At 67.5% G+C, this 15,879-nt stretch carries 11 protein-coding genes; 9 read left to right on the forward strand and 2 right to left on the reverse strand.

All coding sequences use genetic code 11. The annotated features are described in order from the left end of the window. The first annotated feature begins 13 nt into the window (after positions 1-13). The 4 genes from HGB51_RS13580 to HGB51_RS13595 all read left to right on the forward strand — a co-directional run bounded on the left by HGB51_RS13580 (position 14) and on the right by HGB51_RS13595 (position 5,659). A complete protein-coding gene (locus tag HGB51_RS13580) occupies positions 14-376 on the forward strand; it encodes an arsenate reductase (protein ID WP_070207519.1) in 363 nt (120 codons plus the stop codon). Continuing rightward, positions 373-1,503 carry a succinyl-diaminopimelate desuccinylase gene (gene dapE, locus HGB51_RS13585; protein ID WP_070207518.1) on the forward strand — a complete coding sequence of 377 codons (1,131 nt, stop codon included), beginning with the start codon at positions 373-375 and terminating at the stop codon, positions 1,501-1,503. The genes HGB51_RS13580 and dapE overlap by 4 nt, the downstream gene beginning before the upstream one ends. A 1,024-nt stretch (positions 1,504-2,527) precedes the next feature. Then, entirely contained in the window at positions 2,528-4,219 is a 1,692-nt protein-coding gene (gene asnB / locus HGB51_RS13590) for an asparagine synthase B (protein ID WP_070209509.1), read from the forward strand. Positions 4,220-4,273: 54 nt separating this feature from the next. Then, the gene (locus tag HGB51_RS13595) at positions 4,274-5,659 is read left to right on the forward strand and encodes a cation:proton antiporter (RefSeq protein ID WP_070209508.1); all 1,386 of its coding nucleotides are present in this window, start codon (positions 4,274-4,276) and stop codon (positions 5,657-5,659) included. 39 nt (positions 5,660-5,698) lie between these two features. Here HGB51_RS13595 and HGB51_RS13600 read toward each other — a convergent pair whose 3' ends face one another. Continuing rightward, complete coding sequence (locus tag HGB51_RS13600) at positions 5,699-8,044, reverse strand: penicillin acylase family protein (protein ID WP_070209507.1); 2,346 nt, start codon at positions 8,042-8,044, stop codon at positions 5,699-5,701. Between the two features lie 124 nt (positions 8,045-8,168). On the opposite strand from HGB51_RS13600, the gene bfr reads away from it, so the two are divergent. Further along, positions 8,169-8,657, forward strand: coding sequence for a bacterioferritin (gene bfr / locus HGB51_RS13605; RefSeq protein WP_070209506.1), 489 nt, complete (start codon positions 8,169-8,171; stop codon positions 8,655-8,657). An 844-nt stretch (positions 8,658-9,501) separates the two neighbouring features. After that, positions 9,502-9,975, forward strand: a complete 474-nt coding sequence (locus HGB51_RS13610; RefSeq protein ID WP_070209459.1) for a SymE family type I addiction module toxin — start codon at positions 9,502-9,504, stop codon at positions 9,973-9,975. 329 nt (positions 9,976-10,304) lie between these two features. On the opposite strand, the gene parC is transcribed toward HGB51_RS13610, so the two are convergent. After that, positions 10,305-12,548, reverse strand: coding sequence for a DNA topoisomerase IV subunit A (gene parC / locus HGB51_RS13615; RefSeq protein ID WP_070209458.1), 2,244 nt, complete (start codon positions 12,546-12,548; stop codon positions 10,305-10,307). A 207-nt stretch (positions 12,549-12,755) separates the two neighbouring features. Between parC and HGB51_RS13620 the strand changes: the two genes are divergently transcribed. Genes HGB51_RS13620 through emrA form a run of 3 tightly spaced genes read left to right on the forward strand, consistent with a single transcriptional unit; the run spans position 12,756 to position 15,878 of the window. Beyond that, on the forward strand, positions 12,756-13,196 hold the full coding sequence (locus tag HGB51_RS13620; RefSeq protein ID WP_070209460.1) for a MarR family winged helix-turn-helix transcriptional regulator: 441 nt from the start codon (positions 12,756-12,758) through the stop codon (positions 13,194-13,196). Further along, a complete protein-coding gene (locus tag HGB51_RS13625) occupies positions 13,193-14,686 on the forward strand; it encodes an efflux transporter outer membrane subunit (protein WP_070209457.1) in 1,494 nt (497 codons plus the stop codon). The genes HGB51_RS13620 and HGB51_RS13625 overlap by 4 nt, the downstream gene beginning before the upstream one ends. 10 nt (positions 14,687-14,696) lie before the next feature. After that, positions 14,697-15,878, forward strand: a complete 1,182-nt coding sequence (gene emrA / locus HGB51_RS13630) for a multidrug efflux MFS transporter periplasmic adaptor subunit EmrA (protein ID WP_070209456.1) — start codon at positions 14,697-14,699, stop codon at positions 15,876-15,878. Position 15,879: the final 1 nt, after the last annotated feature.

Consider the following 15,879-nt stretch of genomic DNA (forward strand, 5'->3'; position numbering starts at 1 on the left):
GTACCTGTCAGCAATGACCACCACCGTTTACGGCCTCAAGAACTGCGACACCTGCAAGAAGTCCACCAAGTGGCTCGACCGCTTCCAGGTGGCGTACACCTTCGTCGATTACCGTGAGCAGAAGCCCAGCCCGGAAACGCTGGTCGACTGGGCGGCGCAGGCCGGTGGCTTCGCGGCGCTGGTGAACCGGTCGTCGACCACCTGGCGGCAGCTGCCGGAGAACCGCAAGGCGGCAGCGTCGGACGCGGAATGGAAGCTGCTGCTGCGCGAGCATCCGCAGCTGATCAAGCGGCCGGTAGTGGTCACCGACGATGGGGTGATGAGCCAGGGTTTCTCCGACAACGGTTTCAAGCAGCGTTTCGGAGTGGGTGCATGAACGACGTCGTTGCGCTGACCTGCGACCTGATCGCGCGTCCCTCGGTCACGCCGGAAGACGCGGGCTGCCAGGCGCTGTTGGCCGGGCGGCTGGCGCGTGCCGGTTTCGAGTGCGAGCACCTGCGCCTGGGCGAGGTCGACAACCTGTGGGCCACGCACGGGCAGGGTGCGCCGGTGCTGGTGCTGCTGGGTCACACCGACGTGGTGCCGAGCGGGCCCGTGGAGGCGTGGCGCAGCGATCCGTTCGATCCGCAGATCCGCGATGGCGTGCTGTACGGGCGCGGCGCGGCGGACATGAAGGGCAGCGTGGCGGCGTTCGTGGTGGCGGCGGAGCAGTTCGTGGCGGCGCATCCCCAGCATGCGGGCACGCTGGCGGTGCTGTTGACCAGCGACGAGGAAGGCGACGCGATCGATGGGGTGCGCCGGGTGGCAACGCTGTTCCGGGAGCGCGGCCAGGCGATCGACTGGTGTATCACTGGTGAGCCGTCGTCGACGGCGGTGCTGGGTGATCTGTTGCGGGTGGGCCGGCGCGGCAGCCTGTCGGCGACGCTGACGGTGCAGGGCGTGCAGGGCCATGTGGCGTACCCGCACAAGGCGCGTAATCCGATCCACCTGGCGGCGCCGGCGCTGGCGGAGCTGACGGCGCGGGAGTGGGACGAGGGGTATGAGAGTTTCCCGCCGACCAGCCTGCAGGTGTCGAACATCCATGCGGGCACGGGCGCCAACAACGTGATCCCGGGCGAGCTGCAGGTGTTGTTCAACCTGCGCTACAACCCGCACTGGAACGCGGACGCGCTGGAGCAGGAGATCTCGGCGCTGCTGGACCGCCACGGGCTGGAATACCGGCTGAAGTGGCACCGCAGCGGCGAGCCGTTCTACACGCCGGAAGGCACGCTGCGCCAGGTCGCGCGCGAAGTGCTGGGCGAATTCGCCGGCGCGCCGCCGGAAGAGAGCACCGGCGGCGGCACCTCGGACGCCCGCTTCATCGCGCCGCTGGGCGCGCAGTGCATCGAAGTGGGCCCGGTCAACGCCAGCATCCACCAGGTGGACGAGAACGTCTCGGTAGCCGACCTGGAAGCACTCCCCGCGCTCTACCAGCGCCTTATCGAGCGCCTGCTGGCCGGTTGATTTGATTGCATGGCGTCCGGTAGAGCCGGGCTCTGCCCGGCTCGCTGTTGGATTCAGGCGAACAGCCTTGGCCTGCGGGGTCTCCCTGGTCAGGGCCGTCGGGTGCGGGTTTGTGGGGGACGCTGCAAGTACGTCCATGTAAGCTCATCGCCGCTTGCACGTGTGCGCTGTCCTGCGCACACGGCAAGACCGGGGCTGGGCTCCTGCCCAACCCGTCGGGCGCATGCGCCCGACCCATGCGGCTCGTGCCCCCTCAAACCCACCCCCGCCGACCCTCCGAAAGTGGGTCGCAGGCCATGGGAATAGCCGATGTGTCGACCGACGGTCGACACGAATGCGGGCTGCGCTCCGGTAGGGTTGGTTCCCAAACAACCGCCGTGAACAAATCAACGCCCGGTAACGCCTGACAAGCGAACAAAATCACTGCGTCGGCCACCGGCCGACGGCGGCGTTTCCCATGGCCACCAACACACCGTCGAGGGGTCGCCGGGTGGGGGGGTACGGGACCGTGAAGGCACATGGATGTGCCGCCCGAGCCTAACGGGAGATTTAAGGCGTGTCCCGTACCCCCCCCGCCCGGCGGCCCCAACCAGGAGAGCCGGCAGACGAAGGCTGTTCGCCCAAAACCAACAGCAGCCGGGCAGGGCCCGGCGGTACGGATCGCATGCAACCCGGAGCAGCCGGGCAGGGCGGGAGGAAGGCAGCCAGAGGGCACGCCCACCCGCGTAGGTTGCGACAGCAACTGTTGCACTCCCCCGGAAACAGCGCTACGGTCGACCCATGTCCTCGCTCCTGGCCACCGCCGTCAACAACACCAACCGCAATAATCTGCGCGCGAATAATCGTGCGCGGCCGATGCGGGACTGCGACCAGGGCTAGAACAAGCAACACACGCCCGGAACCCAGAAAACCCGCATCGGCCGATGCGGGTTTTTTGTTTTCCGGGTGCAGGTCAGGCCCGGAATGGGTGGCCGGTCGAATGCAGCCGTTACGTGTATTCCCCCAACCTCAAGGAGCTGTTCCCATGTGTTCGATCTTCGGAATGTTCGGCCTGCAGGCCGGCGATGACCTCACCGTCCTGCGCCGCCATGCGCTCGACCTCTCCCAGCGCCAGCGCCATCGCGGTCCCGACTGGAGCGGCGTCCATGTCGACGACGGCGCCATCCTCGTCCACGAACGCCTCGCCATCGTCGACCCCGCCGGTGGCTCCCAGCCGCTGCTCTCCGAAAATGGCAGCCTCGCCCTCGCCGTCAACGGCGAAATCTACAACCACCGCGAACTCAAGGCCGAACTCGAACAGCCCTACGCCTTCCAGACCGGTTCCGACTGCGAAGTCATCAACGCCCTTTACCAGCAGGACACGCCATCGTCCTTCCTCAACCGCCTCAACGGCATTTTCGCCTTCGCCCTGTGGGACCGCGCCAAGCAACGCGTCCTGATCGCGCGCGACCCCATCGGCGTCGTGCCCCTCTACTGGGGCCATGACAAGGACGGTCGCCTGCTGGTCGCCTCCGAACTGAAATCGCTCGTCGACACCTGCGCCGACGCCGCCCAGTTCCCGCCCGGCCACTGGTACGACAGCGCCACCGACACCCTCACCCGGTACTACGAACGCCCCTGGCGCGACTACGCCGCCGTCGAAGGCGTCGACGCCGACCGCGCCGCCCTGCGCGAAGCCTTCGAACGTGCCGTCCACCGCCAGCTGATGACCGACGTGCCCTACGGCGTCCTGCTCTCCGGCGGCCTCGATTCCTCCCTCGTCGCCGCCGTCGCCGCCCGTTACGCCCGCCACCGCATCGAAGACGGCGACCAGAGCGAAGCCTGGTGGCCGCGCCTGCACTCCTTCGCCATCGGCCTGAAAGGCTCCCCCGACCTCGCCGCCGCCGCCATCGCCGCCGAAGCGCTCGGCACCGTCCACCACGGCTTCGAGTACACCTTCGAAGAAGGCCTCGACGCACTGCCCGACGTCATCCGCCACGTCGAAACCTACGACGTCACCACCATCCGCGCCTCCACCCCCATGTTCCTGCTCGCCCGCCGCATCAAGGCCATGGGCGTCAAGATGGTGCTCTCCGGCGAAGGCAGCGACGAAATCTTCGGCGGCTACCTGTACTTCCACAAAGCCCCCAACGCCCGCGAATTCCACGAAGAACTCGTGCGCAAGCTCGACGCGCTCAACAACTACGACTGCCTGCGCGCCAACAAGTCGATGATGGCCTGGGGCGTCGAACCGCGCGTTCCGTTCCTCGACCGCGAATTCCTCGACGTCGCCATGCGCATCGACGCCCGCCACAAGATGGTCGGGCAGGGTGGCGACGGCGCCCGCCGGATCGAAAAGGCCGTGCTGCGCGAAGCCTTCGAAGGCTACCTGCCCGATTCCATCCTGTGGCGCCAGAAAGAACAGTTCAGCGACGGCGTCGGCTACGGCTGGATCGACGGACTCAAGGCGCATGCCGAAGCCCAGATCAGCGACCGGGTCATGGCCGCCGCCGACAAGCGCTTCGTGCACAACCCGCCGCAGACCAAGGAGGCCTATTACTACCGCCACGTCTTCGAGCAGTACTTCCCCAGCCAGGCCGCTGCCGAAACCGTCCCGGGCGGCAAGTCCATCGCCTGCTCGTCGCCGGCCGCCATCGCCTGGGACGCCAGCTTCGCCGCCATGGCCGACCCCTCGGGCCGCGCCGTCGCCGGTGTCCATGAGCAGGCCCTGGCGTAAGCCCCACCACAGGCGCGGTCCACCGGTTACCATCCCCCTTTCATGCATTGGGGGATGCTCATGGACGTACCCACCGGAGGCACCGTGCAGCGGATGAAATGGGGATGGCAGTACCTGGCTTGGGCCGGTGTTCCCCTGCTGATCGGCCTTGGCCTGGCCCGTTACGCCGGCCCTGAAATGCCGGCCGTAGCGGTGAAGGCCGAACCGGTGGTGGGCAGCGACTGGGCCCAGCACCTGGCCTCGCCGCTGGGCCTGTTCCTGCTGCAGCTGCTGGTGCTGCTGATCGTGGCCAAGGGCGCAGGCGCGCTGCTCAAGCGACTCGGCCAACCCGCGGTGATCGGCGAAATGGCCGCCGGCCTGATGATGGGCCCGCTGGTGCTTGGCAGCCTGCTGCCGGGCCTGCACGGTGCGCTGTTCCCGGCCACCTCGCTGGGCCCCTTGGGCATGCTCAGCCAGCTCGGCGTGCTCATGTTCCTGCTGGTGGCCGGCGCCGAACTCGACCTGGGCGGCCTGCGCGGCCGCCGCCGTTTCGCCTTTACCGTCAGCCATGCCGGCATTGCCGTGCCGTTCGTGCTCGGCGTGCTGCTGGCGATCTGGCTGTATCCCGAGCACGGCCCGCAGGGCGTGGGCTTCACCGCGTTCGCCCTGTTCGTCGGCATCTCGCTGAGCATCACCGCGTTCCCGGTGCTGCTGCGGATCCTGTCTGACCGTGGCATCAGCCAGACCCCGCTGGGCCAGACCGCCATCGCCTGCGCCGCGCTCGGCGACGCCACCGCGTGGTGCCTTCTGGCTCTCATCGTGGCCGCCGCGCAGGCAGCCGGCTGGGTGCCGGCCAGCCTCAGCCTGCTGTGCGTCGTGGCGTTCATCGCGCTGATGCTCGGCGTGGTCAAGCCGTGGTTCGCGCGCCAGCAGATCCAGCAGGGCACTGAAGGGCGCTGGCTGCTGGGCATGCTGCTGCTGTCGCTGGCCAGTGCGCTGGTGACCGAAGTGCTGGGCATCCATGCCCTGTTCGGTGCGTTCGCCGCCGGCGTGGCGGTGTCGTCCAATGCGCAGCTGCGTAATCTGTTGATCGCAAAAGTGGAGCCGTTCGCGGTGACCCTGCTGCTGCCGCTGTTCTTCGCCATGACCGGCCTGCGCATGCGCGCCGACGCGCTGCAGACCAGCGACCTGCTGCTGTGCGCGGTGGTGATCGTGCTGGCCACCGCCGGCAAGCTGCTGGGCACGTGGAGTGCCGCGCGCAGCGCCGGCATGGACAGCCACGAAGCCTGGAAGCTCGGCGCGTTGATGAACACCCGCGGCCTGATGGAGCTGATCGTGCTCAACCTGGGCTACGAGCTGGGCTTCCTGGGCGACCGGTTGTTTGCGGTGCTGGTGATCATGGCGCTGGTGACCACGGCGATGACCGGGCCGCTGATGAACCTGCTGGAACGTCGGCGGTAAGGTGCAGCCGGGCAGGGCCCGGCTCTACCGCCGCCCATGTCACGGGGTGGGCTTCAACGTCATCGTGTGCTGCACCGGCCCCGGCAAAAACGGCGTCGGCTTGCCCTGCGCCCAATCCTCATGCCCCGCGCCCCAGAACGGCGACAGCGGATGCCCACTCTGGCCGCCCGGCATGTGGATGATGCCGTCGGCTTCATGCCCGGGCGATACCACCATGCGTTGCGACGCGCCGAAGTTCGGCCCCTGCACGCGCGGCAGGTTGCTGTCGCCGGGCAGCGGATCGGCCGGCATGCACAGCCACGGCCTGGCGAAGCCGGGCAGGGCGCGGCTGATCGGATGGCAGATGTCGGCGGTGTTGCGTTCGCCCCAGGTGCGCTCGGCCACGCTCGGGCCCTGTTCGGCGAGGTCCTTCTCCAGGTCACGGGCGGTGTCGGCGAGCAGGCCCTCCCAGCTCTCGTACGGCGGCGGCAGCAGATGCATCGGTCGTTCGGTGACCAGCGGCCACAGCACGCCTTCCAGCTGCGGCATCCGCGGCTCCAGGTAGTCTTCGCCCAGCGTGGCCTTGGCCGGCGCCAGCAGCCCGGCAGAGACGGCGTCCAACAACTTGCCACGGAAGCCACGCGCGACGCGGTAGCTCACCGAATCGGCCGAGGCGCGACCGTTCCACTCGCGGGTGGCGGCTTCCAGCCGCTTCAGCGCGGGGTCGTCGCTGTGGCTCACCACCTCGCGCATCAATCGGTACCAGCGCTCCATCAGCACGGCGCGGTCGTCGAGCTGGATCGCCAGCAGATCGCGTTCGGAGAAACGCTGTTTCGCGTTGAGGTCGTCGCGGATCTGCCGTCCACGGGCGCCGAGGTCGTAGCCGGCATCACCGGCGACAGCCAGTTCGGCGCCATCCAGCACACGACCGTTGGCGGTCCAGAGCCGGTGCGAGGGCGGGTCGATCAACGCCGGTGCCGCATCGCTGCGGATCGGCCACGGCGCGCAGCTGGGCGGGGCGGTGGTAGTGAAGCCGTCCGGCGGACAGTCGGCGGCGCGGTCCGGGCGCGCGCCGAGCAGGCGCCAGGCGATGCGGCCATGGCTGTCGGCGAGCAGCAGGTTCTGGGTGGGAATGCCTGCGCGGTCGGCGATCTTCAGGGCGTCATCCAGATCGCCAGCGCGGGCCATGTCGGCGAAGTCCAGGCGCACCGCGCCGGGCAGCTGCGCGGTCCAGCGCAGCGCTTCGCCGCTGCCGTCGGGGCGTTCGTGCAGGATCGGTCCCCAGGCGGTTTCGCGCACGCGGAATCGCACCGCCGGCGCGTTGGCGACGCGGATGCGTTCTTCGTGCACGGTCACGCCGGGTTCGTTGGCGGCGACGGGGCGGAAGTCGGCGGTGTCGATGTAGCTGTTGGTGAAGCCCCAGGCCACGTGGCCGTTGCTGCCGACCACGACGGCGGGGAGGCCGGGCAGCGAGAAGCCGCTGACGTCCACCTTGCCCCCGGCGGCGAGCGCGTCCGGATAGCGCAGGCGTACGCGGAACCAGAGGCTGGGCGCGCGCAGGCCGAGGTGCATGTCGTCGGCGACGATGGCGCGGCCGTCGGCGGTGAGGGCGCCGGCGACGGCGAAGTTGTTGCTGCCGTGCACGTCGGCTTCGGCAGGCACCGGGGCGGGTGAAGCCGAGGTGTCGCTGCGCAGGTCCAGCACGTCCTTGCCGGGCAGGACGGCGTTGCCGCGCGCGTCGCCGAACAGGGGCGCATCCCATTCGCTGCCGTCATGGCTCAGCAGGGCATACAGGGCCGGTGGTGCGACGTCGCGGATGCGTCGCATGGCGAGTTCGTTCTGGTTGGCGGGATCCTGCAGGTCGGCGTACATGGCAAGGCCGGTGAGGATGGAGTCGGTGCGGGACCAGGCGGCCGGCTGCTGGCGCAGCAGGAGGTAGGGCCAGGGGCGCACGCGGAGGGCGCCGACGCCCTGGTTGACGCCGTCGACATAGGCCTGGAGGACGTCGGCGTGGTCGCCGAGGGCGTCGGCGAGGTGGGCGTCGGTGCGGGCGCGCAAGCGGTGTACGCGCATGCGCTTGTCGACGTCGACGGCGGCGGCCCCGAACAGTTCGGAAAGCTCGCCGGCGGCGGCGCGGCGCATGAGGTCCATTTCGAAGTAGCGTTCCTGGGCGTGGACCATGCCAAGGGCGCGCATGGCATCGGCCTGGCTGGCGGCGTCGATGGTGACCACGCCGAGGGCGTCGCGCTGGATGCTCACGGGGGCCTGGAGGCCGGCGAGGGGGGTGTCTCCGTCCAGGGGGGCGAGGCTGCCGCGAAGCAGGGTCCATGCCACGCCGATGACGACAAGCGCTACCGCGCCGAGTACCGCACAAGCCCACAGCAACCGCTTCAGCCAACGACGCATGCCGTCTCCCCGACGTCCGTGATGCCCCGATTGTAGAGGCAAGCGCAACTGCAACTGATTCCGATTAGATCACGGCATTTCCAGATAGGGCACCATGCCCGCATTGATTCATAAGGACACCCCCATGAAAGGCCATCCGGACGTCATTGCCTGCCTGAAGGAACTGCTGCGCGGCGAGCTTGCGGCACGCGACCAGTACTTCATCCATTCGCGCCGTTACGAAGACCAGGGGCTGTTCGCGCTATACGAACGCCTGAACCACGAGATGGAAGAAGAGACCCAGCACGCGGACGCGCTGCTGCGCCGGATCCTGTTCCTGGGCGGCACGCCGGACATGCGCCCGCACGGTTTCGAGCCGGGCGTCACGGTGGAAGAAATGCTGCAGAAGGACCTGGACACCGAGTACAGCGTGCGCAACAACCTGGCGGCGGGCATGAAGCTGTGCGAGCAGCACCAGGACTACGTGAGCCGCGACATGCTGCTGGTGCAGCTGAAGGACACCGAAGAAGACCACGCCTGGTGGCTGGAGCAGCAGCTGAGCCTGATCAAGCGGATTGGCCTTGCGCTGTACCAGACCAGCAAGATGGAAGCGAAGGGCAGCGTCGCGCACTGAGTACCGCGTACCCGCCAGCCAGCCAACGCCAGCCAGCGAAATGCAGAAGAACCGGGGGATTCCCCGGTTTTTTTGTGCGCGCTCGGTAGAGCCAGGCCCTGCCTGGCTGCTCTGATTGCATGACGTCCGTAGAGCCGGGCTCTGCCCGGCTGCTGTTGGATTCAGGCGAACAGCTGCACCCCTTGAATGTTCCCTGGTCAGGGCCGTCGGGTGCGGGTTTGTGGGGGACGCCGTAAATACATCCATGTAGGCTCATCGCCGCATCCATGCGGCTCGTGCCCCCTCAAACCCACCCCCGCCGACCCTCCGATAGTGCGTCGGTGCCCATGGGAAACGCGGGTGCCGGCCTTTGCCCGGCAGGAATGTCGCTTTCGGATGGAAACTGCGAACACGCATGGCGTGTCGCTACGCGGTTTGCATGTTCTGATCGACTCGAACTTTGCTGCTTTCGATCGCTTCTGTGATGCGTTTCGCATGGCCACGATGGCATTTGCGACAGGGATAGGCTGCGTCAACTAAAGCTGCGAAAACCGCAGAAATAAACGATTTCTCTTTGTTTGCGGTCGACTGCATTGTTGCCCACGGAGCCTACAAACTCCGCAACTAGCAGAATGATGCCCTCCTGTGTCGGGAGTGTGGTTAATACAACACCCTCAACAGGGGAATAACCACGCCGTTTTGCTAGTTCGCGGTTGTAGCCTCCCGACGCCTCTCGCCATCCTGGCGAGAGGTCATTCTCTGCAGGAGGTCTACCATGCAAACGCATCGGGCTGACACGCCCTCTGATAGTTCCGCTGCAAACGCCCATCCGTCCGACGATGGGTGCAGTCCTGAAATACCCGCAATGACGCAGGCCGAGAAGGATGACGCCGAATGGCCCGGGGCGGTTCCGGTGATCATGCTGCGCGGCAAGTGGCTGCACCGATTGGGATTCCCGCCTCGGTGTCTGATCAAGATTCAAGCGCGCAACGGGGCAATCCTGCTCACGCCTGCCGGGCCCCGGTCAAAGCCTCGCTTTGTGGCGCCTTACGACTTTGATACGCAGCCCGACTACACGCTTCTGGAAGACCCGCATGTCACCAGGGCGTCGCTCGACAGTGAGCTGCGCTGCCGCTTCCGCGCAGCCGCGTGGAAGGTAAAGAAGACACCATCGTTGTTGCTGCGGTTGTTGATGCAGCGCTATGTGGATGTCGACGAGGATCGATTCTCGCTGAGCCTGGCATTGTGGGGACATCCGGAGCGCAGGGCAGCCACGATGGTGGCCCGTGAGCTGGTGCCGCCGAATGAAAGATTGAACTCCGGTCCGCGATGGTGGTGAGAGGCAAAGGGAGCCGGGCAGAGCCCGGCTCTACCGCGTTTCAGGGACTGACCGACGCACTATCGGAGGGTCGGCGGGGGTGGGTTTGCGGGGGAATGAGCGGCATGGATGCCGCGACTTAGCCTCCATGGACGGATTCACGGCGTCCCCCGCAAACCCACCCCCGACGGCCCTGACCCGGCAAACCGCGCGGCCCACGGCTGTTCGCCCGAATCCAACAGCGAGCCGGGCAGAGCCCGGCTCTACGGATCGCGTGCAATCCGAGCCCAAAACAGAACGGCCGGGAAGGTCCCGGCCGTTCGTGCATTGAAGCGTAAGCAAGCGGGCGCTTACTCCACCGCCAACCCATCCACCTTCTGCCACCCGCGCGGCAGCAGATGCCCGCGCGTGGCGCGGCTGCCGATGTAGGTTTCCAGATCCTTGTACGACAGGTTCATGGTGCGCTGGCCGCTGCGGACCAGCAGCGTGTTGCCCGGGCCCACCGCAACCACCGCCACCACACGCTCCGTTGCCAGCTTCGCCTTCGGAATGTCGATGATCTTGTTGCCCTTGCCCTTGTCCAGTTCCGGCAGCTCCGACGCCGGGATCGCCAGCAGGTTGCCCGAACTGGTTACCGCCACGATCCGATCCGCTTCCGGGTTCGCCACCACCGCCGGCGTCAGCACCTTCGAACCCGACGTCAGGTTCAACATTGCCTTGCCCGCCTTGTTGCGGCCCGTCAGGTTCTCGAAGCGCGTCACGAACCCGTAGCCATGCGTCGACGCCAGCACGAAGCGCGTATCGTTCTCCCCGCTGGCCAACGTCATGAACGCACTGCCCGCCGCCGGCGAGAAGCGGCCGGTCAGCGGCTCGCCATTGCCGCGCGCCGAGGGCAGCGTGTGCACCAGCGTCGAATACGCACGGCCCTCGCTGTCCAGGAACGCAACCTGTTGCGTACTGCGCGAACGCACCGAACCCAACAACGCATCGCCCTCACGGTACGACAGCGTCGACGGGTCCATGTCGTGGCCCTTCGCCGCACGGATCCAGCCCTTCTCCGACAGCACCACCGTCATCGGCTCGCTCGGCACCAGCTCCGACTCGTCGATCGCCTGCGCCGCCCCACGCTGCACCAGCGGCGAACGGCGTGCATCGCCGAACTTCTTCGCATCCGCCGTCAGCTCGTCGCGGATCAGCTTGCGCAGCTTCGCCTTGCTGTCCAGGATCGACTGGATCTTCTCGCGCTCCTTGGCCAGCTCGTCCTGCTCGCCCCGGATCTTCATCTCTTCCAGGCGCGCCAGCTGCTTCAGCTTGGTCTCCAGGATGTAATCAGCCTGGTCATCGCTCAGCCCGAAGCGCGCAATCAACGCCGCCTTCGGCTCGTCCTCCGTACGGATGATGTGGATCACCTCATCCAGGTTGAGGAACGCCACCAGCAGGCCTTCCAACAGGTGCAGGCGACGGTCCACCTTCTCCAGGCGATGGGTGAGGCGGCGGGTCACCGTGGTCCCACGGAACTGCAGCCACTCGCTCAGCAGCATCTTCAGGTTCTTCACCTGCGGACGCCCGTCCAGCCCGATCACATTGAGATTCACCCGGTAGCTGCGCTCCAGGTCCGTCGTCGCGAACAGATGGCCCATCAGCTGTTCCGCGTCCACCCGGTTCGAACGCGGCACCAGCACCACCCGCACCGGATTCGCATGGTCCGACTCGTCGCGGATGTCTTCCAGCCACGGCAGCTTCTTCGCGCGCATCTGCGCCGCGATCTGCTCGATCACCTTCGACGGCGACACCTGGAACGGAAGCGCATTGATGACGATGTTCGTGCCTTCCTTCAGGAAGGTCGAACGCGCACGCACACTGCCGTAGCCCGTGTCGTACATCGTCCGCAGGTCCGCCGCCGGCGTGATGATCTCCGCCGCGCTCGGGTAGTCCGGGCCCTTCACGTGCTCCAGCAGCGCGTCCAGGCTCGCGTCCGGATCGTCCAGCAGGTGCAGCAGCGCGCTGACGATCTCATTGAGGTTGTGCGGCGGCACGTCAGTCGCCATGCCCACCGCGATACCCGTGGTGCCGTTCAGCAGCAGGTGCGGCAGGCGCGCCGGCATCCAGGTCGGCTCTTCCAGCGTCCCGTCGAAGTTCGGCGTCCAGTCCGTCGTGCCCTGGTTGATCTCGCCCAGCAGCACCTCCGCGATCGGGGTCAGCTTCGACTCCGTGTAACGCATCGCCGCGAACGACTTCGGGTCATCGGTCGAACCGAAGTTGCCCTGGCCCTCGATCAGCGGATACCGGTACGAGAACGGCTGCGCCATCAGCACCAGCGCCTCGTAGCACGCACTGTCGCCGTGCGGGTGGTACTTACCGATCACGTCACCCACGGTACGGGCGGACTTCTTCGGCTTGGACGCAGCGTTCAGCCCCAGCTCGCTCATTGAATAGATGATGCGGCGCTGCACCGGCTTCAGGCCGTCGCCGATGAACGGCAGTGCACGGTCGAGCACCACGTACATCGAGTAGTCCAGGTACGCCCGTTCAGCGTATTCACGCAGGGGAAGCTGTTCAAAGCCGTGGAAAGCGGGGCGGGCTAGATCGGTCATGCGGGATGGATACCTGTGGCAAAAGACGGCGAGACGGCTGTCGCCCTCGCAGGCCGTCGATTATCCGCATAGGACGTAGGATGCCAAGCCATGTGAAGGAATCGGGCGCCAGGGCCAGTGTTCTGAATGGGGCAACACTGCATTTGCTTCCAGATCGAATATTTCCATTGAGAAATATATTTTTCGGAAGTAAAGTGCCTCCCCATGATGATCTGCCCCGAAACCCCGCCCAGTCTGGGACTGCTGCTGCGCCAGGTCCGCGATGGCCTGATGCGTGAGCTGGACGTGTCCATGGCCGAGGAAAACCTCGATATCGGCTTCACCCACTACCTGGGCCTGAAGGTGCTGTCGTTCCGCGCGCCGTGTACCGCCAACGAGCTGGCCCAGGCCCTGGACCAGGTGCCCAGCGCGGTGACCCGCCTGCTGGACAAGCTGGAAGCGCTGGGCTGCGTGCGCCGTGAACCGCATGCGCAGGACCGGCGTGCGCTGCAGATCGTACTGACCGACGAAGGCCGCCAGTTGTGGGCCCGGCTCCAGCAGCGCGGCGACCGGGTGATCGACGACGCCATGCGCGATCTGTCTCCCGACGAGCGCCAGATGCTGCTTTCCCTGTTGACCCGTGTCCGTGACTCCCTCACTACGCCATGACTCCTATTACTGAACGCACTTCATCGCTGCGACCGCTGCGGCCGGTGCTGCTGTCCGTGCTTGCCCTGGCGCTGGCCGCCTGTGCCAGCACCGGCGGCCTGGAACCGCACGGCAAGCTGCTCGACGCCGACAGCCTGCAGGCCCAGCGCACCCTGGCCGGCCACCCGCTGAGCCCGGCCGCGTGGCCGGCCACCGACTGGTGGCGCGCCCTCAACGACCCGCAGCTGGACGCGCTGATCGCCGAAGGCCTGCAGCACAATCCGGGGCTGGACGCGGCCGACGCGCGCCTGCGCCAGGCCCGCGCGCAGATCGGTACCGCGCATGCGGACCGCCTGCCCAGCGTCAACGCCTCCGGTGGTTACACCGGCGTGCGCCTGCCCGAATCGATGGTCGGTGACGAGCTCGGCGGCAGCTATGCCGGCAGCGGCCAGGCCTACGTGAGCGTGAGCTACGGCGTGGACCTGTGGGGCGGCAAGCGTGCCGCCTGGGAAGCCGCCGTGGACAGCGGCCATGCCGCCGCAGTCGACGCGCAGGCCGCGCGCCTCAATCTCTCGGCCGGCATTGCCGAAGCCTATGCGCAGCTGGGCTACGCCTGGCGCCTGCACGACGTGGCCAGCGAAGAGCTGGACCGCTCGCAGAAGACCCTGACCCTGGTCCGCCAGCGTCGCGCGGCCGGCATCGACAGCGACCTGCAGACCCGCCAGGCCGAAGCCCGCATTCCGGTCGCGCAGCAGCAGCTGCAGGCCGCGCAGCAGCAGATCGACGATGCGCGCACCGCGCTGGCCGCACTGGTCGGGCAGGGCCCGGACCGCGGCCTGCAGATCGAACGCCCGCAGCCGCTGAATCCGCTGGCCCTGCAGTTGCCCAGCGTGTTGCCCAGCGAACTGCTGGGCCGTCGCCCGGATATCGTGGCGGCGCGCTGGCGGGTGGAAGCGGCCGGTCGCGAGATCGACGCGTCCAAGGCGAAGTTCTATCCCAGCCTCAACCTTACCGCCCTCGGCGGCGTGGTGGCCGGTGAGGTCGACCAGCTGCTGAAGAGCGGTTCGACCTTCGCCTTCATCGCGCCGGCGCTGAGCCTGCCGATCTTCGACGGCGGCCGCCTGCGCGCCAACCTGGACAAGACCGACGCGCAGTACGACCTGGCCGTGGCCAACTACAACCAGTCGGTGGTCGATGCACTGCGCGAAGTGGCCGACCAGGTCAACGCAGTGCGCTCGCTGGCCGAGCAGGCCGCGTCGCAGGCGCAGGCCGTGGACACCGCACGCGCGGCGCACGACCTGGCGCAGCAGCGCTACAAGGCCGGTGTCGGCAGCTACCTGGACGTGCTGAGCGTGGAAGCGCAGCTGCTGCAGTCGCAGCAGCAGCTGGCCGCGCTGCAGTCGCGTCAGATCCTTGTTTCGGTCCGGCTGAGCCAGGCACTCGGCGGCGGGTTCACCCCGTCCGGCGACACCGCCACGCTCGCCACCGCCCCCGAATCCACGCATTCCTGAGAGTCCTCCCATGAGCCAGACATCCGCTCCCGCTGCCGCTCCGGCAGCTCCTTCCCGTCGCGGCAAGCTGCTGCGTGGCCTGCTGGCCATCGTGGTGCTGCTGATCGCGGCCGCCGCGCTGTGGTACTTCATGTTCGGCCGCTGGTTCGAAGAAACCGACGACGCCTACGTGCAGGGCAACCAGGTGCAGATCACCCCGCTGATCACCGGTACGGTGGTGGCGATCAACGCTGACGACGGCATGCGCGTGGAGCGCGGCCAGCTGCTGGTGCAGCTGGATCCGGCCGACACCGAAGTGGCGCTGCAGCAGGCCCGCGCCAACCTGGCCCGGACCGTGCGCCAGACCCGTGGTCTGTACCGCAGCGTGGAAGGTGCGCAGGCCGAACTGAGCGCGCGCCAGGTCACCCTGAACCGCGTGCGCGAAGACTTCGCCCGCCGCAAGGGCCTGGCCGCAACGGGCGCGATCTCCGATGAAGAGCTGGCGCATGCGCGCAACGAGCTGGCGGCGGCCGAAGCGGCCGTGGCCGGGTCGCGCGAGTCGTTCGAGCGCAACAACGCGCTGGTCGACGACACCGTGATTGCCACCCAGCCGGACGTGCAGGCGGCTGCGGCGCAGCTGCGCCAGGCGTACCTCAACAACGCCCGCGCGGGCATCGTGGCGCCGGTCAGCGGCTACGTGGCGCGTCGTTCGGTGCAGGTTGGCCAGCGCGTGCAGCCGGGCAACGCGCTGATGGCGGTGGTGCCGACCGAGCAGATGTGGGTGGAAGCGAACTTCAAGGAAACCCAGCTGCGCCACATGCGCCTGGGCCAGGAAGTGGAGCTGCGCTCGGACCTGTACGGTGGTGAGGTGAAGTACAAGGGCCGCATCGACAGCCTGGGCCTGGGCACCGGTTCGGCGTTCTCGCTGCTGCCGGCCCAGAACGCGAGCGGCAACTGGATCAAGATCGTGCAGCGCGTACCGGTGCGCATCGCCATCGATGCGAAGCAGCTGGCCGACAATCCGCTGCGCATCGGTCTGTCGATGAAGGCCGAGGTGAGCCTGCGCGACCAGAAGGGCACGGTGCTGCCGACGGCGCCTGCGAAGGGCCAGGTGTTCGACACCGACGTGTACGCCACGCAGCTGCACAACGCGGACGATGTGATCCACGAGATCATCCAGAGCAACCTGCCGCGCCAGGCGAAGGCAAGCTGAG

The organism is Stenotrophomonas bentonitica (assembly GCF_013185915.1).
In the GTDB taxonomy this organism is placed as follows: Bacteria; Pseudomonadota; Gammaproteobacteria; order Xanthomonadales; family Xanthomonadaceae; genus Stenotrophomonas; species Stenotrophomonas bentonitica.